General features: G+C 36.3%; 34 protein-coding genes and 1 pseudogene. All 35 read right to left on the bottom strand.

Annotated elements, in window-relative coordinates; translation table 11 throughout:
• Nucleotides 1-4 precede the first annotated feature (4 nt).
• The 35 genes and pseudogenes from H2684_RS00240 to H2684_RS00070 all read right to left on the bottom strand — a co-directional run bounded on the left by H2684_RS00240 (nucleotide 5) and on the right by H2684_RS00070 (nucleotide 26,831).
• Nucleotides 5-2,515, bottom strand: a complete 2,511-nt coding sequence (locus H2684_RS00240; RefSeq protein ID WP_182087379.1) for a phage tail tape measure protein — start codon at nucleotides 2,513-2,515, stop codon at nucleotides 5-7.
• Nucleotides 2,516-2,734: 219 nt separating this feature from the next.
• The gene (locus H2684_RS00235; RefSeq protein ID WP_182087378.1) at nucleotides 2,735-3,178 is read right to left on the bottom strand and encodes a hypothetical protein; all 444 of its coding nucleotides are present in this window, start codon (nucleotides 3,176-3,178) and stop codon (nucleotides 2,735-2,737) included.
• The gene (locus H2684_RS00230; protein WP_182087377.1) at nucleotides 3,165-3,380 is read right to left on the bottom strand and encodes a helix-turn-helix transcriptional regulator; all 216 of its coding nucleotides are present in this window, start codon (nucleotides 3,378-3,380) and stop codon (nucleotides 3,165-3,167) included. Before H2684_RS00230 ends, H2684_RS00235 begins: the two co-directional genes overlap by 14 nt.
• Before the next feature lie 133 nt (nucleotides 3,381-3,513).
• Nucleotides 3,514-3,690: a hypothetical protein gene (locus H2684_RS00225; RefSeq protein WP_182087376.1), complete on the bottom strand. Its 177-nt coding sequence runs from the start codon at nucleotides 3,688-3,690 to the stop codon at nucleotides 3,514-3,516.
• 11 nt (nucleotides 3,691-3,701) lie between these two features.
• Nucleotides 3,702-4,085 carry a hypothetical protein gene (locus H2684_RS00220; protein ID WP_126812531.1) on the bottom strand — a complete coding sequence of 128 codons (384 nt, stop codon included), beginning with the start codon at nucleotides 4,083-4,085 and terminating at the stop codon, nucleotides 3,702-3,704.
• A gap of 11 nt (nucleotides 4,086-4,096) precedes the next feature.
• Nucleotides 4,097-4,696, bottom strand: coding sequence for a major tail protein (locus H2684_RS00215; protein WP_182087375.1), 600 nt, complete (start codon nucleotides 4,694-4,696; stop codon nucleotides 4,097-4,099).
• A gap of 3 nt (nucleotides 4,697-4,699) precedes the next feature.
• Nucleotides 4,700-5,053, bottom strand: a complete 354-nt coding sequence (locus H2684_RS00210; RefSeq protein ID WP_182087374.1) for a hypothetical protein — start codon at nucleotides 5,051-5,053, stop codon at nucleotides 4,700-4,702.
• Complete coding sequence (locus tag H2684_RS00205) at nucleotides 5,050-5,481, bottom strand: HK97 gp10 family phage protein (RefSeq protein ID WP_182087373.1); 432 nt, start codon at nucleotides 5,479-5,481, stop codon at nucleotides 5,050-5,052. Before H2684_RS00205 ends, H2684_RS00210 begins: the two co-directional genes overlap by 4 nt.
• Nucleotides 5,474-5,809, bottom strand: a complete 336-nt coding sequence (locus tag H2684_RS00200; RefSeq protein WP_182087372.1) for a head-tail adaptor protein — start codon at nucleotides 5,807-5,809, stop codon at nucleotides 5,474-5,476. Before H2684_RS00200 ends, H2684_RS00205 begins: the two co-directional genes overlap by 8 nt.
• Before the next feature lie 3 nt (nucleotides 5,810-5,812).
• A complete protein-coding gene (locus tag H2684_RS00195) occupies nucleotides 5,813-6,121 on the bottom strand; it encodes a head-tail connector protein (protein ID WP_182087371.1) in 309 nt (102 codons plus the stop codon).
• A 20-nt stretch (nucleotides 6,122-6,141) separates the two neighbouring features.
• A complete protein-coding gene (locus tag H2684_RS00190; RefSeq protein WP_182087370.1) occupies nucleotides 6,142-6,360 on the bottom strand; it encodes a Head fiber protein in 219 nt (72 codons plus the stop codon).
• A gap of 16 nt (nucleotides 6,361-6,376) precedes the next feature.
• A complete protein-coding gene (locus H2684_RS00185) occupies nucleotides 6,377-7,576 on the bottom strand; it encodes a phage major capsid protein (RefSeq protein WP_182087711.1) in 1,200 nt (399 codons plus the stop codon).
• A gap of 15 nt (nucleotides 7,577-7,591) precedes the next feature.
• A complete protein-coding gene (locus H2684_RS00180) occupies nucleotides 7,592-8,281 on the bottom strand; it encodes a head maturation protease, ClpP-related (RefSeq protein WP_182087710.1) in 690 nt (229 codons plus the stop codon).
• The gene (locus tag H2684_RS00175; protein ID WP_182087709.1) at nucleotides 8,244-9,497 is read right to left on the bottom strand and encodes a phage portal protein; all 1,254 of its coding nucleotides are present in this window, start codon (nucleotides 9,495-9,497) and stop codon (nucleotides 8,244-8,246) included. The genes H2684_RS00180 and H2684_RS00175 overlap by 38 nt, the downstream gene beginning before the upstream one ends.
• Nucleotides 9,498-9,586: 89 nt before the next feature.
• Nucleotides 9,587-10,342 (bottom strand): 23S ribosomal RNA methyltransferase Erm, encoded by a 756-nt coding sequence (gene erm / locus H2684_RS00170; protein ID WP_126812549.1) that lies wholly within the window; start codon nucleotides 10,340-10,342, stop codon nucleotides 9,587-9,589.
• 100 nt (nucleotides 10,343-10,442) lie between these two features.
• Complete coding sequence (gene ermCL / locus H2684_RS00165) at nucleotides 10,443-10,502, bottom strand: 23S rRNA methylase leader peptide ErmCL (RefSeq protein ID WP_182087708.1); 60 nt, start codon at nucleotides 10,500-10,502, stop codon at nucleotides 10,443-10,445.
• Nucleotides 10,503-10,594: 92 nt separating this feature from the next.
• Nucleotides 10,595-12,196, bottom strand: a complete 1,602-nt coding sequence (locus H2684_RS00160) for a terminase TerL endonuclease subunit (RefSeq protein ID WP_347707502.1) — start codon at nucleotides 12,194-12,196, stop codon at nucleotides 10,595-10,597.
• 88 nt (nucleotides 12,197-12,284) lie between these two features.
• The gene (locus H2684_RS00155; protein ID WP_182087369.1) at nucleotides 12,285-12,467 is read right to left on the bottom strand and encodes a DUF5049 domain-containing protein; all 183 of its coding nucleotides are present in this window, start codon (nucleotides 12,465-12,467) and stop codon (nucleotides 12,285-12,287) included.
• Nucleotides 12,451-12,918, bottom strand: coding sequence for a gamma-glutamylcyclotransferase family protein (locus H2684_RS00150; RefSeq protein WP_182087706.1), 468 nt, complete (start codon nucleotides 12,916-12,918; stop codon nucleotides 12,451-12,453). Before H2684_RS00150 ends, H2684_RS00155 begins: the two co-directional genes overlap by 17 nt.
• 126 nt (nucleotides 12,919-13,044) lie before the next feature.
• On the bottom strand, nucleotides 13,045-13,938 hold the full coding sequence (locus tag H2684_RS00145; protein WP_182087368.1) for an amidoligase family protein: 894 nt from the start codon (nucleotides 13,936-13,938) through the stop codon (nucleotides 13,045-13,047).
• A 114-nt stretch (nucleotides 13,939-14,052) separates the two neighbouring features.
• On the bottom strand, nucleotides 14,053-14,280 hold the full coding sequence (locus H2684_RS00140; protein WP_182087367.1) for a DUF4314 domain-containing protein: 228 nt from the start codon (nucleotides 14,278-14,280) through the stop codon (nucleotides 14,053-14,055).
• A 2-nt stretch (nucleotides 14,281-14,282) separates the two neighbouring features.
• Nucleotides 14,283-14,972, bottom strand: coding sequence for a virulence-related protein (locus H2684_RS00135; protein WP_182087366.1), 690 nt, complete (start codon nucleotides 14,970-14,972; stop codon nucleotides 14,283-14,285).
• 142 nt (nucleotides 14,973-15,114) lie between these two features.
• Nucleotides 15,115-16,344: a site-specific DNA-methyltransferase gene (locus H2684_RS00130; protein ID WP_182087365.1), complete on the bottom strand. Its 1,230-nt coding sequence runs from the start codon at nucleotides 16,342-16,344 to the stop codon at nucleotides 15,115-15,117.
• A complete protein-coding gene (metK, locus tag H2684_RS00125) occupies nucleotides 16,325-17,497 on the bottom strand; it encodes a methionine adenosyltransferase (protein WP_126812559.1) in 1,173 nt (390 codons plus the stop codon). The genes H2684_RS00130 and metK overlap by 20 nt, the downstream gene beginning before the upstream one ends.
• Nucleotides 17,498-17,513: 16 nt before the next feature.
• Nucleotides 17,514-18,065, bottom strand: coding sequence for a P27 family phage terminase small subunit (locus tag H2684_RS00120; RefSeq protein WP_126812561.1), 552 nt, complete (start codon nucleotides 18,063-18,065; stop codon nucleotides 17,514-17,516).
• Between the two features lie 107 nt (nucleotides 18,066-18,172).
• Nucleotides 18,173-18,526 carry an HNH endonuclease signature motif containing protein gene (locus H2684_RS00115; protein WP_182087364.1) on the bottom strand — a complete coding sequence of 118 codons (354 nt, stop codon included), beginning with the start codon at nucleotides 18,524-18,526 and terminating at the stop codon, nucleotides 18,173-18,175.
• Nucleotides 18,527-18,627: 101 nt separating this feature from the next.
• Nucleotides 18,628-19,053, bottom strand: a complete 426-nt coding sequence (locus H2684_RS00110; protein ID WP_182087363.1) for a DUF1492 domain-containing protein — start codon at nucleotides 19,051-19,053, stop codon at nucleotides 18,628-18,630.
• Nucleotides 19,050-19,271, bottom strand: coding sequence for a hypothetical protein (locus H2684_RS00105; protein ID WP_182087705.1), 222 nt, complete (start codon nucleotides 19,269-19,271; stop codon nucleotides 19,050-19,052). Before H2684_RS00105 ends, H2684_RS00110 begins: the two co-directional genes overlap by 4 nt.
• Nucleotides 19,264-20,633, bottom strand: a pseudogene (locus H2684_RS00100) (DEAD/DEAH box helicase). The gene H2684_RS00105 and the pseudogene H2684_RS00100 overlap by 8 nt, the downstream one beginning before the upstream one ends.
• Nucleotides 20,633-20,920, bottom strand: coding sequence for a VRR-NUC domain-containing protein (locus tag H2684_RS00095; RefSeq protein ID WP_182087362.1), 288 nt, complete (start codon nucleotides 20,918-20,920; stop codon nucleotides 20,633-20,635). The pseudogene H2684_RS00100 and the gene H2684_RS00095 overlap by 1 nt, the downstream one beginning before the upstream one ends.
• A 234-nt stretch (nucleotides 20,921-21,154) precedes the next feature.
• Nucleotides 21,155-23,401: a phage/plasmid primase, P4 family gene (locus tag H2684_RS00090; RefSeq protein WP_182087361.1), complete on the bottom strand. Its 2,247-nt coding sequence runs from the start codon at nucleotides 23,399-23,401 to the stop codon at nucleotides 21,155-21,157.
• Nucleotides 23,398-23,793: a DUF4406 domain-containing protein gene (locus H2684_RS00085; protein WP_182087360.1), complete on the bottom strand. Its 396-nt coding sequence runs from the start codon at nucleotides 23,791-23,793 to the stop codon at nucleotides 23,398-23,400. The genes H2684_RS00090 and H2684_RS00085 overlap by 4 nt, the downstream gene beginning before the upstream one ends.
• Nucleotides 23,793-24,587 carry a phage antirepressor KilAC domain-containing protein gene (locus tag H2684_RS00080; protein WP_182087359.1) on the bottom strand — a complete coding sequence of 265 codons (795 nt, stop codon included), beginning with the start codon at nucleotides 24,585-24,587 and terminating at the stop codon, nucleotides 23,793-23,795. The genes H2684_RS00085 and H2684_RS00080 overlap by 1 nt, the downstream gene beginning before the upstream one ends.
• Nucleotides 24,588-24,601: 14 nt before the next feature.
• Entirely contained in the window at nucleotides 24,602-24,919 is a 318-nt protein-coding gene (locus H2684_RS00075) for a hypothetical protein (protein WP_243159231.1), read from the bottom strand.
• Entirely contained in the window at nucleotides 24,891-26,831 is a 1,941-nt protein-coding gene (locus H2684_RS00070) for a DNA polymerase (protein ID WP_182087358.1), read from the bottom strand. The genes H2684_RS00075 and H2684_RS00070 overlap by 29 nt, the downstream gene beginning before the upstream one ends.
• Nucleotides 26,832-26,843 lie beyond the last annotated feature (12 nt).

Raw genomic sequence — 26,843 nt, 5'->3', positions numbered from 1 at the left:
CTCCTTATACTGTGATAAATCTTCCTTGAGCTCTAGAGCCTGTTTGCATTAGATTATATAATTCTTGTGAAACCTTTCTAATATCATCTTCACTTCTTACAATCATTTGCTGAACTGTAACAAGTGGTCCAGTATTCATGGATGGAGCAAGTCCACCAGTTCCATTTACATTTACATTCGAATCCACATCAAAATCCCTAGGTATTGCTCCTTCAATATCATCTGAAACCTTGTTCATGGCCTTATCAAAACCTTCACCAAGACCAATGGCCATATTATCACCAATACCTGCAAAGACAGTAGAAGGTGATTTAATACCAAGAACTCCTTTAACACCACTTACAATTCCACCTACGAAACCACTAATCTTATCCTTAATCCAAGATACCATTGAGGAGATACCATTCCATAAACCAGTTACTATATTTTTACCTACTTGAACTATTGAAATTGCTGCTTTTCCAATGCCAGTAATAATAGCTGTTATAATTTGAGGGATTGCTGCTACAAGCTGTGGTATTGCTTTTATTAATCCAATGGCAAGCTGAAGTATAATCTTAATTCCCATATCAATAATAAGAGGCAGATTGTTAGTAATAAAATTAATTATCCCACTAATTATTTTTGGTAGTGCTTCTATTAATCTTGGCAGAGCATCAACTAATCCCTTAGCCAGTCCCATGATTATTTGCAAAGCTGCGTTAAGTATCTGATCCATATTATTTAATAAGGTATCAACTATTAAAATTATAGCCTCAACAATTGATGGAATTAATTCTGGCAAGGCATCTGCAATTCCTAGAGCAAGGGCTACAACTATTTGTATAGCTGCCTCAATAAGTAGAGGTAAGTTCTCAATAATAAATTCCGCTACTGTAGTTACCAAATAAACCACCATTTCAATTAAAGGTTCAATATTGCCTACTATGGCATCAATAATACCTGTTAGAAGTGCAATAGCCCCTTCTAAAAGTGGAGGTAAGAGAGTAGGCAGTAAAGCTACCAATACATTCACAAGTTCAGTTAGCATGATGGAGACCATTTCAATAACTTCAGGGAGGTATTCACTAATTCTTTTAATTCCATCCATTAAAAAAGATGATATTCTCTCGCCAATGGCGGTAATATCACCTTCCTGAAAACCATCATTTAAAATTGCTGTTACATCTCTTACAAGGGAAGTCACATCCCCAACAACCTCACCAGCCATATCTGAAAACTGCTCACCAATTGTTATTTGTAACCCTTCATAAGCTGACTTTAAACTTCGAACAGAACCTGCAAGTCCGCTTTCCATGGTTTCAGACATTTGCACAGCTGCACCTTCAGCATTGGCAAGTTCGTTATAGAGGTTATTCATCTCATCGCCAGTACCAGATAAAAGTGCGTTAACTGCTGCAAGGTCTTGTTTGTTAAAGATGTTACTCAGTGCATTCATTTTATCTGATTCGGATAGACCACCAAGTTTTTCATTTAGGTCTTCAAAGATTTCATTCATTTCACGAATATTACCCGATGAGTCTGTCACACTAATCCCTAAAGAATCTAGCTCTTTTGCTGCAGCAGAAGTCGGAGAAGTAAGTGACATTATAACATTTCTAAGTTTTGTTCCACCTTCTGAGCCCTTGATACCACGGTTTGCAAGAACACCAAGCATGACATTTAATGTATCAAGTTCTTGTCCTGCATTTTTCATGGTGGCCCCAGCCACTAAGATACCTTCCCCAAGTTGCTGAACATCGGTATTAGACTTTTGAGAAGTCCTAGCCATCATGTCCATATAGGAATCCATATCTGAAATCTCAAGTCCTAAGGCTGCCATAGAGTCAGTAACAAGATCTGATGCTTTGGCTAAATCCATGCCACCTGCAGCTGCTAGGGTTAAAACTCCTGGAAGTGCATCAATGGCCTGTTCAGCATCATAACCAGCGAGGGCTAGGTAGTTTAAGGCATCAGCCGATTCGGAAGCAGAAAATCTTGTACTAGCACCAGCCTCTTTAGCTGCCTCTGAAAGTTTTTTAAATGCCTCTTCGCCTTCCACGCCAGTAAGTCCCATAGTTGCTTGCACTTGTTTCATGGAATCTTCATAGTCAGCGTAAACATTCAAAGAGTCCTTTATCCATTTGCCTGTAGCTACAGCACCTGCACCTATTGCAGCCATAGCTGCTGCAGCCGCTTTTAGTCCTGCAACTAGGGTTTTACCAGCAATCTCTCCAGCCTGTTTTAAGCCACCTACAAGTTTATCAAGCTTTTCTCTATTGAGCCTTTTTACTTCTTCTTGAGATTCTTTTAATTCACGTTCCATATTATTAAGTTCAGCATTAGCATTATTAAGTTGTATCTGCCAAGCAAGAGTCCTTCTATCATTTTCGCCAAAGGAAGTGGCAGCATTGGCTAGTGCCTTTTCAAGAGTAGATACCTTTTCCTTTTGTGCATCTATTTCTTTATTAAGTTGATTGTTCCTAGCAGTAATAGATTGAATCGACTTATCATTTTTATCAAACTCAGAGGACACAAGCTTCATTTCAGAACCAAGGACCCTAAAGCTTTGATTGATTTCTCTAAGGGCATTCTTAAATTCCCTTTCGCCCTCAATACCAATCTTTAAACCAAAGTTATCAGCCAAGTTACCACCTCCTTAAAAATGGGCATGAAAAAGGAGCAACCCTTTGATTGCTCCTAAGTTAGTATTTATTTTTAATGTGATGCATAACTATAAAATCTAGTGTAGTTCTTAGTACTTTTTGCTAAGCCTTTTATAAATAATAACTCCTGTAACATATTGGAATAATAATAGTCCGCCAAGATATAAAACAATCAAACGAGTATCATTTATAATTTCTAAACTACCTAGAATAGAAAATATAGTAATAGATAAGGCTAATACAACTAATCCTAAAAGATAGGCGTATCTACCAGCTTTATTCCTTAACATCTCCTTTCTTTCATCGTATAATTCAATATTTTCACTTTCCATCTTTTCTTTATATTTACTTTTATTTTCTGGTTTTGTCCAATGGTAATATTTCCACAGTATGACTATACCACTACATATTCCTCCTCCAGCAAATCCACTCAAAATGCTATTTAATTTAGTCTCAAATAGTACTACAACAGACAAACACGCCATTCCAACTAACAAAAATACTAATCCAATTATAAAGTTATTTCTCTTCATTCTTATTACCTCCTTCATAAATAAAAATTTCTTCTATCTTTTTCCCAAAGTAATTTGAGATGATAAATGCTAGTTCTAATGAGGGATTATACTTTCCCGTCTCAATGGAACTTACTGTTTGTCTTGAAACCCGAATTTCTTTGGCAAACTCTTCTTGACTTAAGCCCTTGTCTTTACGTAACACTTCTACTTTATTTTCCAAGCAACTATCCCTCCTTTTGTGTCGACAAGTTTCCTTTACATACAGAATAACATATTCCTATTATCTTGTCAAGTTTCCTTTATATAAAGATAAGGTCACTAGTACTTAAGTACTGATTTTATCTTCTGACATCCTAAATCCCCATAGGAATAATCTCATCAATAGAAACTTCTCTTTTAGGTTTTGCCATTCCAGTAAATTGCTTGTGAATTTCCCATTGATCCAAAAGCTCCCCTATTGCCATAAGCCAAACATCTGGCTCTGGTCTATGAAGCTGAGTTACTCCATAATAAATAAGTCGAGCAAACAATTCTTCATCGCTTACTCGACTTGCTCGTTTTTTGAGTTTTCGTCCTCTGATTCTATATGTCTTTTAGTTCCTTTAAACATAGCTTCCATAATTGCATCTTTATATGTTGCCAACTCATGAGGAGAGGTTAGAAGTTCAACATCATCTTCGGTTAATAGTTCTTCCTTTTCTCCATTAAGTCTGTTATTAATTAAAATGCTTTGATTAGCCAAAAGTGCAATAAGCCAGACAATTTCTTCTAGGGCCATCTCAAAGTTTTCTGCCTTCATTAACTTTTCACCAAGATTTTCTAGACCGCCATAACGCTTTGCTATTTCCTTTGTCGCTTTTGTAGTTAAAATAAGGCGATATTCTTTGCCACCTATAGTTATCAGGCTACTACGCTCTTTGTCCATAATATTCCTCCTTATTCCTCTGTTCCATTAGCAGTGAAGAGAGGTTCATAAACTTCGTTATACCAGCCAGTTATTATTTCAGAGGACACACCCTCATCACCCTCACTAACTTCAGCCTTCCATGGATGCTTTCCTTGACCGTCAATTTTATTTCTACGAATGACAGTTCCTTCAATGGTAGGTGTTGAGAAAGTAATACTATCTCCTTTAGTAGCAAGGTTCGTAGCTGGGATTCCAAACTTCACACGGTATAGCCAAAAGTAACGATATTTTCCGTTTGCTTTTTTAGCCCTAAAACCTATTGCTACAGGATCGCCCCCATCTTCACTTGTTGAGATTAATACTTTGTTTTCATCAATTGTTGCCCCTGTTAAATCACTGGCAGCTTCTACACCAATATCATCGATTCCAAGAGAGAGTGTACCTTTTTGAAATTCCTTAATGATTTCAGCTGCTCCGTCATCTGCATAAAGGGTTGCTTCTGCAAGTTCAACTGAAAGCTCCGCACTAATTGCTTTTGCTAAAGGAATAGGGGTATCATAGGTTTCATCACCGTTTGTATCTTCTGTTATTTTTGCATAATAAAGCCTATCAAGACCGATTGTTGCCATATGTTAATCCTCCTTATCCAACTTAAATTTATAAGATTTTGCTACATCTAGAGCATAGTGGTGATATCCAGTATCATCCTCATGCCCTAAATATCTCATATCAGTTATTGTAAAACCCGCACCTAAAAGGGTACGGGTTAGTGTGTTTTTAATCTTTATATAATTTCCTTTAGAAAATAAGGAAAGTCTTACTTCTTGTATTTCATACTCTGGAAGATTATCTGCATAAACCTCAAATAAATCTACAAGAGGAGTTGCAACAAGATAGATATCGGGAGGGTTATCTGAAAAAACTCCAGTTTCTATAGGAATGTCACATATACTTGAGAGAGTATTTATTTCACTTAGAATACTCATATGTTTTTTACCTCCCGATCAAATCTTTCCCTCATAGCATCAATACAAGGTTTTCTCGAAGTTCTTCTAGCAGGCTTCAAAAATGGCTTTGCTGGTTGATTAGATTTTCCATACTCAAGGATATTTGCAATTTTAGCATTACTATCGCCATCTTTTCTTGGCTCTTTAAAACCTACCTTTACATTATGCTTTCCATTTCTATCCAATAGTGCAGGGGAGAGACCAAGGGAGGATACAAGTTCTCCAGTAGAGCGACTCTTGACTTTTGTTCCTTTTCCAATGGAGGACTTAAGATTATATTTTACGTGTTCGAGGACAACTTCACCACCAGACTCAAGTACCTTAGGGATAATTTCATCCGTTTTATCACCAAGTTTTGAAATCTTCAATAGAAAATCTTCAGGCATTCTCATAGACACTTTAGCCATCTGATACCACCACCTTTTTTGCTAGAACTTCAACATACATTCCACGGTTTTTTATGTCCTCTACACTTATAATTTCATAACGGTCACCACTACAGTCAATCACCATCTTTGATGTAATATCCACATCTGGGATTTTACGAAACCTAAAAAGGGCACTAGCTTCTGAAAACAAGGCTCTGTTTGCCCATTTTTCACTAGCATGCCTTTCTTCTTTATAAGCTCTTATGGTGGCTAGGATATTATCATTAACCTTACTAAATCCTTCATCATCTTTAATTCTTTCAACAAGAATAATATCTATAAAAGTATTGATTTTTCCAAGTCCCATAACCTACACCTTCCAATCCTTATCAAGGCGTAAAAGATTATTAATCGTTTCTCTTGCTTGCTGACCTGCAATAGCGGTATCAGCAAAGAAACCCCCTGTACTACCATCACGGCTTTCATAAAAGTGAGAGGACAGCATAATAACAGCTTGCTCAGTGACTGGAGACATTACATTTTCATTGTAGTATCCTTCTTTTAAGTGTTGATAGCTCTCAGCATAGGATATAGCGGCTTCAATATACATTTCCAAAAGCTCATCATCTTTATCGTGTTCAAGTATTAGATTTGCTTTAACCTTTTCAATTAGTGTCATTAGCCGCCACCATCCTTTCTTTATGGAGTATCATCTACCATTAGCCCTGCAGTTTTTAACTTAGAAAGCAGAGTATTAAAATCTGTGACCAAATCTTCTATTGTACTAGCAGTGCTTTCAGATTGATTTTCAATAAGAGAGAGGCCAACTACTGTGGCCTCATCCTTAATTTCCAATGTACCGCCTATAACGGTTTTCTCTCCGCCTTGTTCCGTATAATTTTTAGTATTATAACTCATCTATTTACACCCCTCATTAAGCTTTTTGCTGTAGGACTTTAATTGCTTCTGGAAGGATAAGTTTTCCGTCCACTCTTTGGCTACCTAAGAAACCTACTTGACCGCTAGTTGCAAAAAGCTCATTTAGTCTTTTGAAAGAGCGACCTTGTCTGTCAGCAATCCAGTAGTATCCAAAATCACCAAAGGCGATGGTCTTAGCACCAGCCTCAAGAATAGGAGCATAAGCAGATGTATATACTGGACGATTAAGCAAAGTATCTGGTGTTCCTGCTGTAAGTGATGGCTGCCATAAATACTGACCTTGGCCATCCTTTAATTTACGAATAGCCTTTATAGTTGCATCATTCATGATAAAAGACGCATTTTTTCTATAAGGAGCTTTAAGAGAATATACTAAATCAATAATCTCATCCGCTGTGATTGCAGTAGCAGAGCCAGCTGTTATTCCAAGTTCAGCACCACCTGTAGCGTTAAATATTCCAGTAGGTTTTCCTTCACCATCGCCAATTAAGAATGCTTCTTCTTCCTTAGCACCTATTCTTCTAGCAAACTCAGTAGCTATATAGCTTTCAATGTTAAATATACTGTCATTTAAAAGCTCATCAGATACTTTAATCATAGTTCCAAGCTTATAAGCTCCGATGGAAGTTTGACCAAATACAGAATCACTTTCTTCAAATTCTTCGCCTTCATCAAGCCAAGCTGCAGTTCCTTTTGTTACTACTACTGGGATCTTTCTATCACCACTTGAAGTCTTTATAATCTTTGCTAACTTCCTAAAGACGTTCTCTTCTTCAAGTGTTGTTATAAGGGTATTTTCAAACTCATCTGGTGCTAGGTAACTACCTTCTGAATCTTCACCGATGGAAAGGGAGTTATAAATCTGAGTGCTTGGGTTTTTCATTCTCATAGCATTCCAGAAGGCTTTCTTATACTCATCAGATGCACGACCTTCTTTTATTTTCCCCATACCATTGTTAGGTTTATTAGAGAGGGGAGTGGAAGTAGGCTTTGATAGTTCTAAATCGAGAACGGCTTGTTTTTCTAACCTGTCTATCTCTTTACCTAAATCAACTACATCTTGTTCCATTCTTTCATAGGTAGCAGTATCTTCAGCTGAAACAAGTCCTTTGTCATCTCTTCTTGCATCTAAAAAAGCTTTGGCACTTTCCCAAAGCTTCGCTCTTTTTTCTCTTAATTCTAATATTTTATTCATTGAATATACCTCCATTTATTTAATTAGATTTAATCTTGTACTTAGTTCTTTATAGGAAGTGCCAGCAAGTGGCTTTTCCTTTTTGGGTAGTTTACTTAATATAGAATTGACAGCTACCATATTACTGAAAGCTAATCCTTCAAGGTTTTTGTCTTCATCACCTTGTGCAAACATTATTTTGTCTGCAAACCCTAAATCCACAGCCTTTCTAGCATTGAACCAGGTTTCCTCATCCATAAGATGAGAGAGTTCATTCCTTGGTATGCTAGTTTTTAACTCATAAGCATTAATGATGCTTTCTTTAACTTCTGATAGCATTGCTTTTGCTTTTTCCATTTCACTTGCATCGCCAAAGGCAATAGTCAGCGGATTATGGATCATCATTAGACCTGTAGGTGAAATTTGTACTTCAGTACCAGCCATAGCAATAACGGATGCCGCACTAGCTGCAATTCCATCAATCTTAACTGTGACGTTGCCTTTATAATCCATTAACATATTGTAGATTTGACTAGCAGCAATGCAGTCGCCACCAGGGGAATTAATCCAAACAACAATATCTCCAGATTCACTATTTAACTCATCTTTAAATAGTTTAGGTGTGATTTCATCTCCATACCAAGTTTCATCAGATATCACACCATTTAAAAATAAAGTCCTTTCATCATCATTCTTTATCCAGTTCCAAAACTTCTTTATTTTCATCACCTCCAGTGTTTTTATTCGCATAAGCACCAACATCTTTAAGCTTTAGCATATTGCCATTGACCATGTATGTGTTTCCACCTTCATCAGAGGGTATAGGGTTCATGTTTTCTAAACTCCTTACATCGTTAGGAGACATAAATCCATTTTGAATGCCGATAGAATAACCTCTCATTCTTGATTCATAGTCACCACGAAGAAGGCCTTCAACTAAGAAACTAACAAAGTACTTGTGCCTTTCTTCCTCAGAAAACAAGGCTTTATTAATAGATTGCTCTATTCTAACAAGCCAAGGTCTTATAGTATGAACTACAAAGCTTATAGATTGATGTTCAATATTTGAAAAAGTAGCTCTTTCTAAATCACCAACTAAATGGGGAGGGACTCTAAATATTCGACAAATTTCCTCAGTTTGATATTTCCTTGTTTCTAAAAACTGTGCCTGTTCTGGTGGTATGCCGATGGGAGAGAACTTCATACCTTCTTCAAGAACGGCAACTCTATGAGCATTTGATGTTCCTTGATACACTTGATTCCAGCTATCCCTAATTCTATGAGGATCTTTTACAACACCAGGATGTTCTAGAACACCACCAGGATTTGCACCGTTTGAGAAGAACTTAGCTCCGTATTCTTCTGTTGCTAGAGCCATACCAATTGCATTTTTAGCCATGGCAATGGGGGAGTATCCAATGAGACCATCAAAGCCAAGGCCTGGTATGTGAAGGACCTCTGTATTTCTTAGTAAATATTCCTTCCCTTCGCTAGTATAGAGATAATAAATTTCTCCATTTTCACTTCTTCCTACCTTCATCTTGTCTGGAAGCAGGGGATATAGAGCCACTACTTTTCCATGCCCATTTCTTATTATCTGAGAGTAGGAATTTCCCCATAATAAAAGATGACCCATAAGTGTTTCTCTAAACACGAATGAAGTCATCTCAGGGTTAGGCGAATCTGATAGAAGGTGATATATAGGATGATCCCTTGCTTTTTCCTTTCCACTTTCAGTATTCATATAAGTGTGCAGTGGGAGAGAAGCTATTGTTTCAGCTAGTATTCTCACACAGGCATATACAGCTGTGGTTTGCATGGCTGTTCTTTCATTAACCGTTTTCCCACTACTAGTTGAGCCAAAGAAGAAACTGTAAGTAGATCCAAATAAGCTATTCTTTGGTTCAGCCCTTGATTTAAAGAATCTTGAAAATATACTAATGTGATCACCTCCTAAAATTGGGCATGAAAAAAGCACCTCGTGTAGAGATGCTTTTAAATAAGGTTGAGACGTGCAATATGCACTATACGTCAATAATCCTTAATATTGTTTTGGTTATTAAACAGTTTATAGCTATTGAAAATAGATAGGAATTGTTCAAAGCTAATATTGTTTAAATCAACTACTTTTGCATGCTTTAAGGCTTTATTAAATTGATTTTTTGTAAATAGTTTTCGATATTCTTTGTTAACCCATTTCTTAACAAAATTTTCATACATTTTTCTATCCTTGTATGATATTTTTGATGTAAGCCTTTTTAATAAAATCAATGAGCTATTAACTTTAGGTTGGGGATGAAAATATTCTCTCGGGACCATTCTTAATATTGAAATATCCACTTCTGTCATCAAAAGTAATGCTAATGCTCGCTTTATATCCAATAACCTTTTAGCAAATCCGTATTCCACGATTAAATAACTTTCAACAGCTGTACTTTCAAATACAATTTTTCGTATTATATCTGTACTAATGTTGTAAGGAATATTACCGTATATTTTATATCTTATATTTTTAGGAAATTTAAATTTTAGTATATCCTGGTTAACTATTTGAAAGTTCCTTTGATGTACTAATTTCTGTTGAGTTGCTAGACACAAGTCAGGGTCAATTTCAATTGCAGTTACATGGTTACATATTTTAGCCAATTCTAATGTAGTATGGCCTTTGCCCGAGCCTATTTCAAATACGTTATCTTCTTCGTTTAAATTTATATTTTTCAAGATTTTATTTATATTTCTCTTCGAAGTAATAAAATTTTGACTATATTTTATATTTATTCTATTCATTATAACCCTCTCTCTATTCATTATAACCCTCTCTCTATTCATTATAACCCTCTCTGTCACGGTTATAATGAATTTTCATTTATCAATTCATTATAACCACTTATTTCTTGTTTGGTTGATAATGAATTGTGTTTATTACAAAAATGCTAAAAATACCCATTGATTTGTCCTCCGTTTATATTTACTTTTGTATTAAGTCGTATATCAACTTAATTCGTAACCAACAATAAGTATACCAAATGATTCACGATATTAAAAGACCAATATTCCTCTTTCATCATATACACTACCCGTACTTACACCATCATTTCTCAAAGCTCTATCAAGTGCCATTATAGTTGCAACTGCACCATCAATTTTCTCACTGGACTTTTCTTTATCTGGTTTAATATTTCCAGCAGGATCTGTTCTAACAAAGATATTATCCATCATCCAACGAAGTACAGGGTGACCACCATGTGCGAGCTTTTCTTCTAGGGTGAGCTTCATTAATTCCTTGGTTGGAGGACTCATATCTTTAAAGCCCTGCCCAAAAGGAACAACAGTAAAGCCCATACCTTCAAGGTTTTGTGTCATCTGAATTGCTCCCCACCTATCAAAGGCTATTTCTCTGATGTTATATTCCATTCCTAATTCTTCTATAAAATTTTCTATAAAACCATAATGAACAACATTACCTTCAGTAGTTTTTATAAAACCTTGCCTTTCCCATAAATCATAATTTACATGGTCTCTTCGGACCCTAAGCTCAATATTTTCTTCAGGTATCCAGAAGTAGGGGAGAATAGCATATTTATCATCTTCATCCTCTGGAGGAAAGACTAGGACAAAGGCAGTTATATCTGTAGAAGAAGAAAGGTCAAGTCCGCCATAGCAAATCCTGCCTTTTAAATCTTCTGGATCTACCTTAAAAGAACAGGCATCCCATTTATCCATAGGCATCCAACGGACAGCTTGTTTTACCCATTGATTTAGTCTCAATTGCCTAAAGCTATTTTCTTCAGCAGGATTTTGCCTAGCTGATTCAAAAGCTGCTTTAACCTTATCCATAGTAACTGTTATTCCAAGTGAAGGATTCGCTTTCTTCCAAACCTCTGGGTCTGTCCAATCATCATCCATATCTGCACCATAAATAACAGGGTAGAAAGTAGGGTCAGTTTTTCTTCCTTCAAGTAAATCAACAGCTTTTTGATGAACTTCCCAGCAGATGCTATTTTGATTATCTCCAGCAGTGGTAATAAGAAAATAAAGTGGCTGGGTTCTAGCATCACCACTTCCTTTAGTCATAACATCATAAAGCTTTCTATTAGGTTGAGTATGAAGTTCATCGAATACAACTCCATGGGTATTAAAGCCATGTTTATTTTTCACATCAGCAGAGAGGACTTGATATACACTTCCTGTCGGCTGATAGATTAATCTTTTCATGGAATCTAAAATTTTAACCCTTTTAGCTAAGGGAGGACACATTCTAACCATATCGGCTGCAACATTAAAAACAATAGAAGCTTGATTTCTGTCTGCAGCACAGCCATAAACTTCAGCCCGTTCTTCGCCATCACCACAGGTAAGAAGGAGAGCAATAGCTGCAGCAAGTTCTGATTTTCCCATCTTCTTTGGAATCTCAACATAGGCTGTATTAAATTGGCGGTAACCATTAGGTTTTATAGTTCCAAATATGTCTCTTATAATTTGCTCTTGCCAGTCTATTAGTTCAAACTGTTTCCCTGCCCATCTACCTTTAGTGTGGGTAAGTGCTTGAATAAAAGATACAGCATAATCAGCGGCATCTTCATCATAGACTGAATCTTTGGCCATGAATTTAGTTGGCTTATAATTTTTTAGTTTTCTAATTAGAGCCGCCTCCTTTCTAAAATAAAAAGGACTATCGATTTGAATAGTCCTTAAAAAAAAGTTTTCCAATTTTGAAATAGAGTAAGTATTATCTCTTAAACTCTCCAGTCATTATAAAGTGTACATATTCAGCTTTATGATCTTCTAGGAAAATAACTAGTTCATAAAACTTTCGTTCATTAGCTTCATATTGAACTCTATTAATATCAAACATATTGGTAACTCCGCTATCTCTAATTGATAATATTTGCTCCTTAATCTTCTCGGTCATTGGTAGTTCCAGCCCTTTCTACAGAATCTTCTAAAGCGGTACGAAGTGTTCCTATATCAAAGTTTTGTGCCTTATACCCATCATAGATAACTGAATAATAATACATACTAGGCTGACCTAAAGGTTTGCCTTCATTCATAATATAGGCCATTGCTTTTACATTTCTTCCATTTAGCTTTACTTTGACATTTTCCTTCCTATAGAGGAAAGGATAACCTTCATATCTATCAAGGGCTTTTTCATCGGTTGCAGTGATTTCCCAGATAAGTACTGGGACTTTACTATCTTTAGAAGGTTCAACAGTAGCAACTGCACTACCGTGACCACCTCTAAATAAAAGTTTGAAACCCTTAAGTTCACTAGCTCCTACAAGTTTTGCAGTTGGGCATCTGTTTGCCATTTGGGGTAGGTTTAAATTCGAACCGTAAGCTACATAAAGTTTTTTATCCATTCTAAATCTTCCTTTCTCTTGCCACAGTTTCGCCTGTGTTGGCTTTTTATTTGAAGTAGGTACTTTCATACCCTTCTACCAGCTTAAGAGGGGATTTACCCCTCGTGGCTTTAAGTAACCGCCTATCTAGGCGGATTCTCGAAACCTCCAAGCTGCAGAACCTTCTAAGTGTTTGCATAGGTGCTCTCTTGGGTTTTTAAATTCTTCACCAATAAAGCCGATTCTGTTAAGCCAGGTTCTCATTGCGAATTTTGGGTTTTCAAACTGTGGCTTTTTGCTACTGGCAAACTTCTGCGTTAAGGCCTGTTCATTCATGGCTAAGCTTAAAAGAATGTAGGTTCTTATTTTCCCAGCGTGGAGTGTTCCATTAAAACCCCTAAGTTCAACTGTTCCTACTCCGTTAAAAAAGCTGTGAAGGTTTAGGAAGTGGTACCTGCTGTCGTGATAATGTCTATCCCTGCTTTGATAGTAGCCTTCGTACCAAATATCCTCGATTCCTTTAAAGGTTGTTGGTTTTTTCTTATTCATTTTTTGAACTAAGCTCTTATCTATTTTCTTGCAATATCTCATTCTTTCTCTTTCTATCTCAAGGCTAGTGTAGAGCAGGTCATTTCTTGAGTATATAATGTTTAGGAAGTTTCTAAGGCTTCTTGGCGTATGTTCCTCACCATCAAGGTGGATATGTATCCCTGTAGTTTTGTTAGTAAAACCTCCAGCTATCCTAATTTTCCTAACCATTTCTTGAAGGCTTTTAATGTCTCTTTCATAGGTTAAGATTGGGCTAACTATTTCTACGCTATATTCACTGCCTGCTGAAGCTTTTTGTCCATTTATTTTCCTTTGACACTTTATGCTTCCGTCATAAACAACTTCCCAAATTCTACCGCTAGGCTCTACTACTTTGTAGTTACGGCCTTGTTTTTGCATAATACCTTCTAAATGTGTAGCTATGGTTCGTGCCGCCTTTTCCCTAGTGATTCCTGTAAGCTCAATTTCAATTCCAAAGTTTCTTCTAAGCATGGTTTATCCCCTTTCAGTGTGTTTTTTGTTACATACATATATCACTCAGAAGGGGATAAATAGCAAGTACTATTTTCAGAATAAACACAGTATTATCAAGGGTTTAAGCCTGTTTTATTCTGTAATTTTTCTGCAGATATCTTCGCCAAAAGCTATGCCAAGAGAACTTCCTTTATCCCAGTTAACATGAATTGTACCAATATCATCAACTCCCGTAACTGTTCCTTTATCACCAGCTTTTAATGTAGAGTAGGGGTCATCCATTTTTACAAGAGCAACTCTTGTGCCACTAGGAAACTCCTTTTTAAGTTTTTCTAATATTTCTATGTGTATTTCTTTCATGGTTATTTGACCTCCTTATTGGCTGGTAGCCCATTTCTAAATGCAGAGCTTCCAGTAAGACTTGAAAGGAGTGTCTTTCTGTGGGCTTTGTATTCTGGACCAATCATTCCAAGTCTTATAAGCCATGTTCTAAAAGTATATTTATCATTGTCTGTTTCAATTGGCTTTGAAGAAGTATATTGTAGCTCTTTAGCTTTTTTAATTAATAGGCTTAGAAATTCTGATGAAGTTTGAATATCTCCCTTTATGAAATTGAAGGTTAGTTTTTCATCGTTAAAATCAATGCCTTTACAATTTTCCTTGTTGATGGTTGTTAGTATCTCACTCAAGGATTCAAGAGTAGAGATTTCATCAATTAATTCTTTTTCTACTATGTTTTCAGAGTAGTCAAAAACCTTTTTAATAAGTGACTGTTTGCTATAAATCATGTTTAGAAGGTTTTTAATAGTTCTTTCATCGTGACCTTCCATGGGGAACGATATTTCAATAGAATCAAATTCAGTCTCCGTGGTTTCTTCTGAAGAATTTAGTATTTCATCAAGTTCCATTTCATCACCTGCCTTATTAATTATTGTGCCGTCCCTTGTAATGGTAAAATCTCCAATTTCATAAGCAAAGCTTGGAACTCCTAGATATTTAGGCTTTATTCCTAGATGTTTTCCCAGAATTTTAACTTTTTCTTTTCTATCCATATTTAACACCTCCAAGTAATGTAGTACGTCTATACATCACTCAAAAGCATGTATTATGCAAGTTATATTTCAGATATTCTTATGGTTTATTTCTAAGTAACTATTAAAGATGATACAGGGAAAACAGTAGCCTCATATAATACTAATCCTTTGAGATATTTGCATATTTAGTCTTTTTACCGTTTCTAATTAAATAAACATCTTGATCAGAACCGACTTGTTCAATATAACGCTTCACAATAACATCCGTGTATTTTTCATCAAGCTCAATCATATGGCAAATTCTATCTGTTTGCTCACAGGCAATTAATGTGCTTCCCGAACCGCCAAAGGGGTCAAGGACAATACAGTTAGTTAAGCTTGAGTTTAAAATAGGATAAGCTACAAGTGCCACAGGTTTCATTGTTGGATGATCCTTGTTCTTTTTAGGCTTTTCAAATTCCCAAATAGTGGTCTGTTTTCTGTCAGAGTACCAGTTATGCTTGCCTTTCTTTTTCCAGCCAAAGAGAACTGGTTCATGTTGCCATTGGTAAGGGGAGCGACCTAAAACTAAGGATTGCTTTTTCCATATACAAGTACCTGAAAGATAAAAGCCCGCATCAGAGAATGCCTTTCTAAAGTTTAAGCCTTCAGTATCTGCATGGAATACATAAATGGATGCGTCCTTAGCCATAACAGTTTCCATTCCTTGAAAGGAAGCAAGGAGGAAGTCGTAGAAGGCCTGGTTTCCCATATTGTCATTTTTAATTTTTCCAGCAGTACCTTCATAATTTACATTATAGGGAGGGTCAGTAATCGTTAAATTAGCCAACTTTCCATCCATTAAATCTTCATAGGTTTTAGGGTTAGTACTATCGCCACAGATAAGTCTGTGTTCGCCAAGCAGCCACAAATCTCCTAACTGTGAAATGGCTGGTTTTTTAAGTTCTTCTTCAACATCAAAATCATCTTCTTTAATATTGTCCTTTAGAGAATCTTTAAATAGATCATCAAGTTCAGCAGGGTCAAAACCAGTAAGGGAGACATCAAAGTCTACTCCTTGCAAATCTTCGATTAAAAGCATTAGTTTATCTTTATCCCAATCACCACTGACTTTATTAAGAGCAATATTTAATGCCTTTTCATTTTCATTATCCATATCTACAACGACACAATCAATTTCTTTTTCGCCAAGCTCTACTAGAACTTTATATCTTTGATGGCCACCTATAATATTGCCAGTTCTTTTATTCCAAAGAACTGGCTCAACATATCCAAAGGTAAGAATAGAGTTTTTCAACTTTTCATACTCGGGGTCTCCAGGTTTTAAATCCTTCCTTGGGTTGTACTCGGCAGGATTAAGCTTTTCAATTTTAATCTTTTCTATCTTCATATTTTTTCACCGCCTTTTTAAACTCGTCATATCTATTTACATCTTCCCAAGGAAGGAGAGAGGAATTAAAGTGACCATAAGTAGCTGTGTCAGAATAATGGATATCTCTAAGCCTTAGGTTTTCAATAATTGCTGCAGGTTTTAAATTAAAGACCTCTTTTGCAGCAAGGGTTAATACTTCATCTGATACTTTACCTGTTCCAAAAGTATTAATAGAAAAAGCCACTGGATTTGCTTTTCCAATGGCATAAGAAAGAGCGACCTCGCATTTATCTGCAAAATCGCTCCATACAATATGTTTTGCTATATATCTAGCCATATAAGCACCACTTCTATCTACCTTGGTCGGGTCTTTGCCACATAGAGCACCACCACCGTGGGAGGCAAGACCACCGTAAGTATCAACCATAAGTTTTCTACCTGTTAAACCTGTATCAGCACTTGGTCCACCAATAACAAATCTACCAGAAGGATTGATAAGAATTTCAGTATCCTCATCAAAAGGAAAAACTTCAAAAGCAGGCAGTAGGACAAAGGTTAAAATCTCTCTTTTTAATTCATCATAGGATTTATCTTTATGATGGTGAATAGATATAACTATAGTTTTAACTCTTACTGGTTTATCACCATCATATTCTACAGTAACCTGTGCCTTACCATCTGGAAATATCCCTTTTATTAATTTATCTTTTCTTGCTTTATCTAACCTTTTAGTTATTCTATGGGATAAAACAAGAGGGAGGGGGAGCATTTCTCTAGTTTCATTTGTAGCATAGCCATACATAGTTCCTTGATCACCAGCACCGATTAAGTTATAAGGGTCATCTGTGCCATTTCGCATTTCTATAGCATTATCAACTCCAGCCTTTATATCGGGACTTTGTTTTTGTACATACACATATATTAAAAATTTAAGTGGATTGTATCCAATTTCCCTTAGAGTTTGCCTAACAATGTATCTGATATCTAGTTTCTCGCTACAGGTGATTTCGCCCGCCACGATAATTTTTCCTTTGGTCGCCATAACTTCACAAGCTACTCTAGAAGCTTTATCTTTTCTAAAAGCAGCATCTAAAATATTATCAGCGATTAAATCGCATAGCTTATCTGGATGACCGATACACACACTTTCAGCTGTTAATTGTCTTTTCATTTCTACCTCCAATTATTTATTTTCCTTTGCGGGCAGTAAGCAGCCTTTCCATTACATTATCTTGAGGATTGTTTCCTGTGTATTCTGATAGAGAGTTTTCTTTTACGATTTGAAATATCTCAAACCACAGTCTATTTGTTTGAGTCATATAATTTTGTCCCATTGCAACATATGGACTTTGAATAGCATTTCCTGTAGTAGGATGTTTTGCTAAAAAGCCATATTCAGTGATTGCCTCTTCGCATTGAATCCATCTTGCAACACTCATAGCATATCTTTCTAAAAGCTGAGGTGAGACTAGGGAGGAACAACCTCTTTCATGTAGCCATTTCCATGTATCTTTATAGACTTCTCCAGCAACTAAAGTCTTTCCATCTTTTTGGACTGCCTCTAGCATCTTGTTTGGCTCTGGCATTTCTTCACCTTTTAAGTCTGCGGTGTTCTGAAATTCCATAACTGTAAGAGGTCTTCCACCAGGATTTCCTTCTGCTATTTTTTCTGCTAATGCTTTCTTTTTGGCTCCTGCTCCTATGCGAGCACCACCTCTATTAGTGCCGTCCTTGGCCATATATTAAAACACCTCACTTTCCACTTGCCCTATTACCCCCTTTGAAACTGCATTTTTTTACACGATGCCCCACGCCGCTGTCCGCTTATGAAAGTTTTAGAGATTTACTACCCCCACCTGTCACCACTTTTAGCTGTGATGCTTGAGTGACAAGACTTGCATAAGCTCATAAGATTGCTAAACTCATTGCCACCACCTTTGGACAGTGGTACGATGTGATGCACTTCCTCCACAGGAGTAAGCTTTCCGTGTTTCTTACACTCTTCGCATAGGGGATGCTCCTTTACATATCTATCTCTGATTCGTTTCCAAGCCCTGCCGTATCTTTTGTTAGACATAGGATCTCTTTGGTACTTGTTATAGTTTTTATTTGTTAACCGCTTATGTTTTTCACAGTACCTATCATCAGTAAGCTTAGGACAGCCAGGATAAGAACAAGGACTCTTAGGTTTCCTTGGCATTCTAGCACCTCCTTTTTGGGCATGAAAAAACCTCCACAGATTTTCTGTGAAGGTTTAAAGTTTTCTATCTTAATAGTATCAAGTAAGTCTATGAACATCTACTAACATTTCCTATCATTTTTCAAAAGAGTGGTTGTTTCTGCTAAAGCTCTGTCTCTAAGTCTATAAATATGCTGAATGCTATAATCCATATCAACTGCAATCTGCTCCCAAGTTTCGAAACAAAGGAATCGTTTCTCAAGTAAGGTTTGATACTCCTGGTTCTTTACTTTCTTTATAAGAGCTACAATTTCAGTTTTCAAATCGATAAGCATATCAATATCTTTATTGATTTCAGCCTGAAGGTCAATAATTTTATCTATAGCATCTGCCATTTTGGAGGTAGCTCTGTTAGGACTTCTTGGCATGTCAGATAGGGTAGAAGTAGCTTTAGTAGCAAGTGCATTTAAAGACTCTACTTGCTCAAGCTTACTATTAATTCTTTGGTCTAGACGATAAGCTTTATTTAAATAATCCTTTGCGTTCATGACGCTACCTCCTCATTCAGTTGTTTTATAAGCATATCTGGGTCAAGGCTGGTAAGAAGTCTATACCAGCCAGAATGAAAGAAACGTTCAACTTCTTCTTTTGTATTTAAAGCAGCTTGATTTCTTGGATGTTTATTTAGTTTTCTAAGTGCAGCACGGTAATCCTTAACTGCTGTTAGAACAATGGCGTTAGCCAAATCTTCATATTTATCATTCATTGCTTTTACCTCCCATTTGCAAGTTGACTTTAACAGCATTGATTAATGCAGACTGGGTATTATCCTTATTTTTTAAAGCTTTCATCACTTGATTGTCGATTGTGTCCTTTGCAATGAGGTGATGGATAATAACTGCTTTTTCTTGTCCCTGTCTCCATAACCTTGCATTTGTTTGTTGGTAAAGCTCCAAACTCCATGTAAGGCTAAACCAAATGAGAGTAGAACCACCAGATTGCAGGTTGAGTCCATGTCCAGCAGATGCAGGGTGGATAACTGCTATAGGAATTTCTCCCTTATTCCATTTTTTTATTGAGTCGGAACTATCCAAGTTCTCCACCTTAAATCTTCTAGTAATTCGAAGCAAATCATGTTTAAACCAGTAAACGATTAAAACAGGTTTACCGTTGGCCGCTTCTACTAAATCTTCTAAAGCATCTAGTTTTTTATCATGGATATGAACTACATTTTTCTCATCTCCATATACAGCTCCATTTGCCATTTGAAGAAGTTTATTAGATAAGGCAGCAGCATTAGAAGCGGTAATTTCATCCTCATCAATGGTTGCTACTAAATCCTTTTTCATTGCATCTAAGGTTTTACTCTCTTTTTCAGATAATTTCACTTCGACTTCGTTTATAGTAAGCTCTGGAAGCTTAAGATAATCAGATCCTTTCATGCTGATGGTAATATCTGAAATCTTTTTATATATGGCTTTTTCTGCTCCTGGTTTAGGCTTATAAGAAAATATAATCTGCTGGTTTCGCTTATCTGGAAGGAAATACTCATCTCTATATTTTCCGATGAATCGTCCAAGCCTTTCTCCCATATCTAAAAGTCTAAACTCAGCCCATAAATCCATAAGTCCATTACTTGCAGGAGTTCCAGTTAAGCCTACAATTCTTTTTATCTTTGGTCTTACTTTCATAAGACATCTAAAACGTTTGGCTTGATGATTTTTAAATGATGAAAGCTCGTCTATAATTACTGTGTCAAAGTCGAAGGGGAGAGAGCTATCTTCTATAAGCCATTTAACATTTTCACGATTTATAATATAAATATCTGCTTTTTTCATTAAAGCTGATTTCCTTATTTTTTCACTTCCTACAGCAACAGAATATTTTAAATCTTTTAGGTGATTCCATTTTTCAATCTCTGTTGGCCATGTATCTCTAGCAACTCGAAGTGGTGCGATAACTAAAATCTTATGTGCATCAAAGCTATCAAATAATAAATTGTTTAAAGCTGTAAGAGTTAAGACTGTTTTTCCTAACCTAAGCCCATATCCAAAAAGATAGCTGAGATAGGATTTCTTTCAATATATTCAGTAGCATATCTCTGATAATCATGGGGTATGAACTTCATCAGGCATCACCTCCTAGAATATTTCTAATTATTTCTTTTATTTGTTTTTCATCATCAAGAACATATACTTTAAAACCTAAGGATTTAAGAAGTTTATGCCTTGTAATTTGAATTGGTCTAGGTTTTTCACCTTTCCTTTTCACTTCTACAAATCCAATCCTTCCTGTAGGAAGAAGGATAAGTCTATCGGGCATCCCAGCAAAACCTGGACAGGTAAGTTTAAGACAAAGACCATTCAACTTTTTAATTTCTTTTACAAATTTTTGCTCGATTTGTTTTTCACGCATTGACCTTCACCTTGCTACATATTTTAGTTAATGAATCTAAGAAATTGTTTATAGCTATAAAGCCTTTATTCATCGGCTTTTTTGGTAAATAGATTCATCAGAATTTTAGGGGGAGTGTAGGTCGGTGTAGGCTGTCTATATAACTTTTATATATATTTTTAAATTTATTTTTATCTATATGAAAAAGTTGTAATATAGACATACACCGACCTACACTAATTACAAAATACTTATTTAGAGAAACTCTGATTTTAGCCTTAAACCCTTAACGATAACGCCTTTATTAGTTCGCTTTCTTTCAAAGTTTTCTGATTCAAGAGCCGTATAGAAATCTGCTGTACTTCTTGTAAATTCACCAACCCTTAAACAAAAAGCACGATACTCATCATAGATTTCGCCCGATTTGGCTGTGTAGCTTCCATCAACTTCACAACATTCATTTAGAAAGTGTGCTAACCAGTTGTTATTTTCTCTATAAATATCAATGGCATCTTGAACTTTCTTAGGTGGAGTTATGTTGTAATCATCATCGATTACTTTTTTAGCTCCTTCAATTATCCAAGTAAGAATTGCACCACCTGCATTTTCAATGAGATAATCCGTGTAATTTTTTATATCATCATTTCCTTCAATCTTTGCCTCAAAAGGAATCACAATAAGTCTTCTCCAAGTTCCCTCATCAATAGCTCCAACCTTTGGCAGGTGGTTCGTATATAAAACCAATGTGTGAGTCGGGATATAGCTAAAAGGATCTTTATATTTTTTCTCTGCATAGATTTCGTCAGTAGAACAAAGTTGTTTGATATTAGAAGTATTTAGCCTCATACCTTCCTCAAGTTCAGCTGCAATAAGGAGTCTTTTTCCTTTTGCCTCGGCAAGCTCTGGCTTAACATTTCTTCTGCAGCCAACAGTAAGAATGTCGGCTGAAATATTACCACTATAGCTTCCTAAAACCCTGGCGATGGCATTCCAAAATGTAGATTTACCATTACGGCCTTCACCGTAGGCTATGATTAAAGCCTCAACATAAACTTTTCCTATAGCAGCAAGCCCCACAATCCTTTGCACATATTCAATGAGAGCTTTATCTTTGCTAAAAAACACATCAAGGGCATCAAGCCACTTATCCATTCCTACATCATCTGGACTTACAGATGTTTGCTTTGTTATAAAGTGGGAGTAGTTTGATTCCATTTTTGATTGGATACCTTGTCTTAAATCAAAAGTAGCCTCTGGTGTGTTCAGTAGAAAGCCATCTGTGTCCAGATCCTTAGGGAGAATCTCAAGCATAGGCTGTGCTTCTTTTAGTGCGGAAGATATCTTTTTGGAATCTCTTCTAGCGATGACATATTTTTTATAGGCAATAGCAGATTCATACCTTTTAAAAGACTCATCTTGGTCCTCGCCAAAGTCTTGTGCAGCCTTTTTTGCACCTTTTTCCATAACAATGTCAAGAGCACCGTTATCAGTCATTTCATTTAAAGCATTATTGATTTCGAGTTCAGCCTCTTTAAGCTGTCTAGTGGTTAATTCTTGTGCAACAGCTTGTGCTTTAGGTTTTGATTCCTCCCAAAAGCTACCGTTATATACTAAAAAATCAGTAGCAGGGGAGTACCTAAGAATTTCTTTATATTCATTGGAAAGAACAATGGCTTGACCTACATCTGAGAAATCTTTTGGCTTTAACTGAAGTTTTCCACCATAATCTTCTGGGGGAATGTAATCCTTTTGAGAAGAAACTCTTTTACCAAAATTAACAGCACTATGCCATATAAGGTTTAATTCATCCTCGTCTAGGGGCGGATTGCATTTTTCAGCCTCTTTAAGGAAAAGGGCATAGGCTTCATCTGTATTTCCAAGACGAACTATAACTCGTCCAGCATATCGGGACATGGTGCTATTTCTTGTTCCTTCAGGAACTTCCTCAGTAGAACTATCCCAATCTTCAAAACTTGCAGCATCTAAATAATCTTCAATACTTTTAGTACCATCATGAATTTCTATGTTGGGAGTGCTAGTACCAAAGATGAACCTTGCACTATCAAGGGCGTTGTTATCAAAGTAGGGGAAAGCGGTCGCTATTTTTTGTTTTAACTTTGCGTATTCGGTTGGATCAGTTATTTCCTTAATCATGAAATATACATGAAACCTCGGCCTTGGTGTTCTTTTCCCTTTTTGTTTCATATGGTTTCTACTGTAGGCAGCAACAAAAGGAATATCTTCAAATGTTGTAGCCACATCAGCCACAGTGACCCAGTCCTTTGGATCATCTGAATGATCGTTATCACAATCAAGTACAGCATTATCTGATTTAATAAAATTACTTGTGCTCCGATAGTTGTTTTTAAAGTTGGCTGAAACATGATCATATCTAATTGCGTCTATCATCGATGCTTTATCTGTAACTAAAATTTCTTTGGGATAGACACAGTTTGAAAGATTCCCTGAAGTGTTTGATGTATATAGAGTAAATCTAATCATTCAAGCACCTCCTCGCATTTAGAATCGAAATATCTTATTGGCATATCTCGTCTCTTTGCTTTGGTGATTTCTTCAGCCATTCCCTCGGAAACTTTGTCAAAGACCCATAGCTCCTCACATTTACCAAGTAGGACGAGGGCAAAGTGAAGTCCAAGTTCTCTTTCCTCAATATCCTCATCATCTAAAAATTGAGGGTAGTGCAGATGGGGTGCTAGAGGGATATATCCTTCACTAACTGCAAATCTGCAATAGCCCTGTGCTTTTCTTGTGTTTCTTTCCATATCACCAGAGAAGGGAGAGGCAATGTAAACAAGAGGCCTGTACTTCTTCTTTAAAGCTTCGTAGGGAGTAGGGTCGTAATAACCCTCTCCGTTGAATTTATTTATAGTCATTAGGCTTCCTCCTTCTCTATAATTGGGAAAATCCCATCTTCCTTTAAGAGACTGTAAATAAACAATCTTCCTTTTTGTGTCCAATAGGTATGTGGCCTAGTGTGTATTGTTCCATCGTTCCCGTTATAGGAATGAGTCTTTGTACTGGTGTATCCCATCTGGGCATACTTTTGATATAAGAGCCAAATAGAACTCTGCTTAAACTGGACCCCTTTTTCTTTTAGATAGCTATTCATTCTTTTAGCACTCCAGCCATAATCCTTAGCTATAACAGAAATGGCTACTAAATCCTTGCAGTTAAGAACTAAATCATAATAAGATGCCTTCGGTTTCATCTCCACAATCTGTTGATTTTGAATGGCAATAGTTTCTTCAAGTGCTTTTGCCTTTTCTCTTTCTTTTTTTAGTGCAGTAAAAGCTGCAATAGCGAGATCAGGATCATTTAATAATTCATCTGTTGCATACAAACCATGTTTGCGAATAGAAGGGAGGACTTCGCTGGTTACCCAATGTTTAAATTCCTTAGCTTTGGGCATCTTGCTAGAAAGAATAAGGCTGTATAGACCAGATTCATTAATTATTGTCAGACCTCTATTTGGAATAGCAAAGGTCGTGTTTTCCGACCTTTGAAGTATTGTCTTATCTTCCTTATCAACATGAGTTGAAAGAGCATCCTTTGTATTTGAATAGCCTAGACTTTCAGCTACATCTTTGCCTACAAAATAGATTTGTTCATTAACAAGGGCAGTGCGGATAGAACCAAATTCTGGATTTTTATAAACCTCAAGTTTCATCTAAACAACCTCCTTTACTTTCTTAAAGCTTCTAGCTTGGATTTACTACAATCACGACAAAATACAGAAGTACCATAAAGGTCGCCCTCACCATCGCTAAAAAGTTGGGCCAGGTCTATTTCAACTTCACAGCCACATTCAGGACAGGTGCAAAAGACATTATCATCATGAATTTCTACAGTGACATCAAGACTGGGACTTACTTTTTCCTTTACATAAAACATAAAAACACCTCCAAAATTTAATAGGCAGGTACTGCCCTTATTATCTAAAGGACAGCACCTGCCAAAATCCGTAGTGTTTTTAATCTTTTTTATAAAAACTTCCCTCAAAGCCTTCAGCACGTAACTTTAAGTCACCAGCCCAAGGAGGAGGTTGACTCATAATTTCACATATCTCATCTACAGTAATATTCTTTTCTGCCTCAATAACTATCTCATCATGAATATGCATGACGATAGAAAAGTGCCTTAATTTCTCCATAGAAAAAACAAGAATATCCCTACTAATCGCTTGAACAATATTCTCCACAAATTTCGGACCATAGGACTGTATTCTTTCCCATTTTTTAGTTCCACCAAGGCCTTCATAAGTTACACAATCTGAGCCAAATTGATTTAGACCAATACGAGGCTTTACATAGGATAGTTTTCTGCCAGATGGAAGAGTAATAAAGAGCATTCCGCTTCTGTAAGAAAACTCAATACCATGAGTATCAGTAGTAGTTCTTTCTCTAACAGTTTTAAGGGCAGCTCTATCAACACTCCACCAAAATTCGACAATTTTAGAATTGGCAGCTCTCCAGGAATTAACTAAGGGTTTTAATTCTTCTTCAGTAAGCCCCATATCAAGAGCACCCATTGAAATTAAAGCACCGACAGATCCACCATAGCCACAGGCTAAATCTGCAACTTTTCCTTTTTGTCTTAGAGGACCTCTTTTATCTATTTTTTCAATAGGAACATCAAACATGTGACTAGCAGTGGCAGTGTATAAATCTTCTTTTCTGTTGTAGGCATCAAGAACCCATTTTTCATTTGCAAGCCAAGCTAGGACAACTCTTTCTATGGAAGAAAAGTCTGCGACTATCAACTTATGATTGGCTTTTGGAATAAACGATGTACGAATAAGCTGGGACAAGACTTCTGATGTGGAATCATAAAGCATATCCAAGGCCTTAGTGTCTTTATTAAGAACTAATTCTCTAGCTTCAGATAAATCAGGGATATTGTTTCTTGGGAGATTTTGAGGTTGTAAAATTCTCCCTGCAAATCGTCCTGTCCTATTTGCACCATAAAACTGGAACATTCCTCTAGCACGATTATCAGAACCTATGGCATTTTTCATGGTCTGATATTTCTTTACAGATGATTTTGATATCTGCTGCCTAAGAGTTAGCACTTTTGATAAATCTCCTGTGGCTGTTTCTAATAACTCGGAAACAATCTTTTTTCCAAGGCTTTCAGTTTCAAGGCCATTATCAGAGAGCCAGCCTTTTAATTGTTGCACTGAATTGGGGTTATCAAGATTTGTTAGTGCCTTCATTTCATCAATTAACTTAGTGCGAGAGTAGTCGTCTATTTCAATTGCGTTTTTTATAAAATCTAAATCAAGAAGAACGCCTCTATCATTAATTTCTTGATCTAGGTGATATTCATTCCATACTTGTTCTGGAACAGGGAACTTTGATAGTTTCATCTGTATTTCTAATTCAGTCTCCACATCACGTTTGTTATATTCTTTAAATGCTGACCATTTATCAAGGTCATGGTAGGGGTGGTTTCTTGTTCTTTTACCATTAGAGATAGTAGGCTTACAAGGAGTACAAAAGTATCTAATCAAATCTTTTCCTTCTTTAAGCTTTTGTTTTTCTAGTCCTAACACCGTACCAACACTTTCAAGAGATAGAGGAAGTCCCATATAGGCAGACCAAATCATACTGCATCTAAATGATTTAGGATCAAGATATTTTCCAGTAGGGTAACCTAAAAAACGTGATAGGCATATACGTTCAAAGTTAGCATTAAAAGCCCATTTGATAATACTAGGGTCGGATAAAGCATTTAATATATTTTGAGGTAATTTTTCTCCCATAGCTAAATCCACAACTTTAACATCTCCGCCATCAACGGAATAGGCAAATAGTAAGATTTCAAAATCGGGTGACTCACAGTAGCGATAGACTCCAGACTTAGAAAGATTTACACTACTAAAGGTTTCAATATCAATTTCTAATGTTTTCATTAAATTCTCCTT

It is taken from the genome of Clostridium sp. cel8 (assembly GCF_014050525.1).
Classification (GTDB): Bacteria; Bacillota; Clostridia; order Clostridiales; family Clostridiaceae; genus Clostridium_B.
Note: the sequence above shows the minus strand (reverse complement) of the source record. Positions and strands in the feature narration are given on the sequence as shown.

What these genes read in the sequence shown, in the direction of transcription:
- H2684_RS00085 (WP_182087360.1), bottom strand. Translation starts at nt 23,793, where the DNA reads ATGACTATAAATAAATTCAACGGAGAGGGTTATTACGACCCTACTCCC.
- H2684_RS00155 (WP_182087369.1), bottom strand. Translation starts at nt 12,467, where the DNA reads ATGACCGAGAAGATTAAGGAGCAAATATTATCAATTAGAGATAGCGGA.
- H2684_RS00215 (WP_182087375.1), bottom strand. Translation starts at nt 4,696, where the DNA reads ATGGCAACAATCGGTCTTGATAGGCTTTATTATGCAAAAATAACAGAA.
- H2684_RS00105 (WP_182087705.1), bottom strand. Translation starts at nt 19,271, where the DNA reads ATGAATGATAAATATGAAGATTTGGCTAACGCCATTGTTCTAACAGCA.
- H2684_RS00235 (WP_182087378.1), bottom strand. Translation starts at nt 3,178, where the DNA reads ATGAAGAGAAATAACTTTATAATTGGATTAGTATTTTTGTTAGTTGGA.
- H2684_RS00150 (WP_182087706.1), bottom strand. Translation starts at nt 12,918, where the DNA reads ATGGATAAAAAACTTTATGTAGCTTACGGTTCGAATTTAAACCTACCC.
- H2684_RS00140 (WP_182087367.1), bottom strand. Translation starts at nt 14,280, where the DNA reads ATGAAAGAAATACACATAGAAATATTAGAAAAACTTAAAAAGGAGTTT.
- H2684_RS00180 (WP_182087710.1), bottom strand. Translation starts at nt 8,281, where the DNA reads ATGAAAATAAAGAAGTTTTGGAACTGGATAAAGAATGATGATGAAAGG.
- H2684_RS00090 (WP_182087361.1), bottom strand. Translation starts at nt 23,401, where the DNA reads ATGATTAGATTTACTCTATATACATCAAACACTTCAGGGAATCTTTCA.
- H2684_RS00210 (WP_182087374.1), bottom strand. Translation starts at nt 5,053, where the DNA reads ATGAGTATTCTAAGTGAAATAAATACTCTCTCAAGTATATGTGACATT.
- H2684_RS00095 (WP_182087362.1), bottom strand. Translation starts at nt 20,920, where the DNA reads ATGCGTGAAAAACAAATCGAGCAAAAATTTGTAAAAGAAATTAAAAAG.
- H2684_RS00135 (WP_182087366.1), bottom strand. Translation starts at nt 14,972, where the DNA reads ATGGATAGAAAAGAAAAAGTTAAAATTCTGGGAAAACATCTAGGAATA.
- H2684_RS00110 (WP_182087363.1), bottom strand. Translation starts at nt 19,053, where the DNA reads ATGAACGCAAAGGATTATTTAAATAAAGCTTATCGTCTAGACCAAAGA.
- H2684_RS00130 (WP_182087365.1), bottom strand. Translation starts at nt 16,344, where the DNA reads ATGAAGATAGAAAAGATTAAAATTGAAAAGCTTAATCCTGCCGAGTAC.
- H2684_RS00195 (WP_182087371.1), bottom strand. Translation starts at nt 6,121, where the DNA reads ATGACACTAATTGAAAAGGTTAAAGCAAATCTAATACTTGAACACGAT.
- H2684_RS00115 (WP_182087364.1), bottom strand. Translation starts at nt 18,526, where the DNA reads ATGCCAAGGAAACCTAAGAGTCCTTGTTCTTATCCTGGCTGTCCTAAG.
- H2684_RS00220 (WP_126812531.1), bottom strand. Translation starts at nt 4,085, where the DNA reads ATGGACAAAGAGCGTAGTAGCCTGATAACTATAGGTGGCAAAGAATAT.
- H2684_RS00080 (WP_182087359.1), bottom strand. Translation starts at nt 24,587, where the DNA reads ATGAAACTTGAGGTTTATAAAAATCCAGAATTTGGTTCTATCCGCACT.
- H2684_RS00205 (WP_182087373.1), bottom strand. Translation starts at nt 5,481, where the DNA reads ATGGCTAAAGTGTCTATGAGAATGCCTGAAGATTTTCTATTGAAGATT.
- metK (WP_126812559.1), bottom strand. Translation starts at nt 17,497, where the DNA reads ATGAAAAGACAATTAACAGCTGAAAGTGTGTGTATCGGTCATCCAGAT.
- H2684_RS00185 (WP_182087711.1), bottom strand. Translation starts at nt 7,576, where the DNA reads ATGAATAAAATATTAGAATTAAGAGAAAAAAGAGCGAAGCTTTGGGAA.
- H2684_RS00120 (WP_126812561.1), bottom strand. Translation starts at nt 18,065, where the DNA reads ATGGCCAAGGACGGCACTAATAGAGGTGGTGCTCGCATAGGAGCAGGA.
- H2684_RS00200 (WP_182087372.1), bottom strand. Translation starts at nt 5,809, where the DNA reads ATGGGACTTGGAAAAATCAATACTTTTATAGATATTATTCTTGTTGAA.
- H2684_RS00145 (WP_182087368.1), bottom strand. Translation starts at nt 13,938, where the DNA reads ATGCTTAGAAGAAACTTTGGAATTGAAATTGAGCTTACAGGAATCACT.
- H2684_RS00070 (WP_182087358.1), bottom strand. Translation starts at nt 26,831, where the DNA reads ATGAAAACATTAGAAATTGATATTGAAACCTTTAGTAGTGTAAATCTT.
- erm (WP_126812549.1), bottom strand. Translation starts at nt 10,342, where the DNA reads ATGAATAGAATAAATATAAAATATAGTCAAAATTTTATTACTTCGAAG.
- H2684_RS00190 (WP_182087370.1), bottom strand. Translation starts at nt 6,360, where the DNA reads ATGAGTTATAATACTAAAAATTATACGGAACAAGGCGGAGAGAAAACC.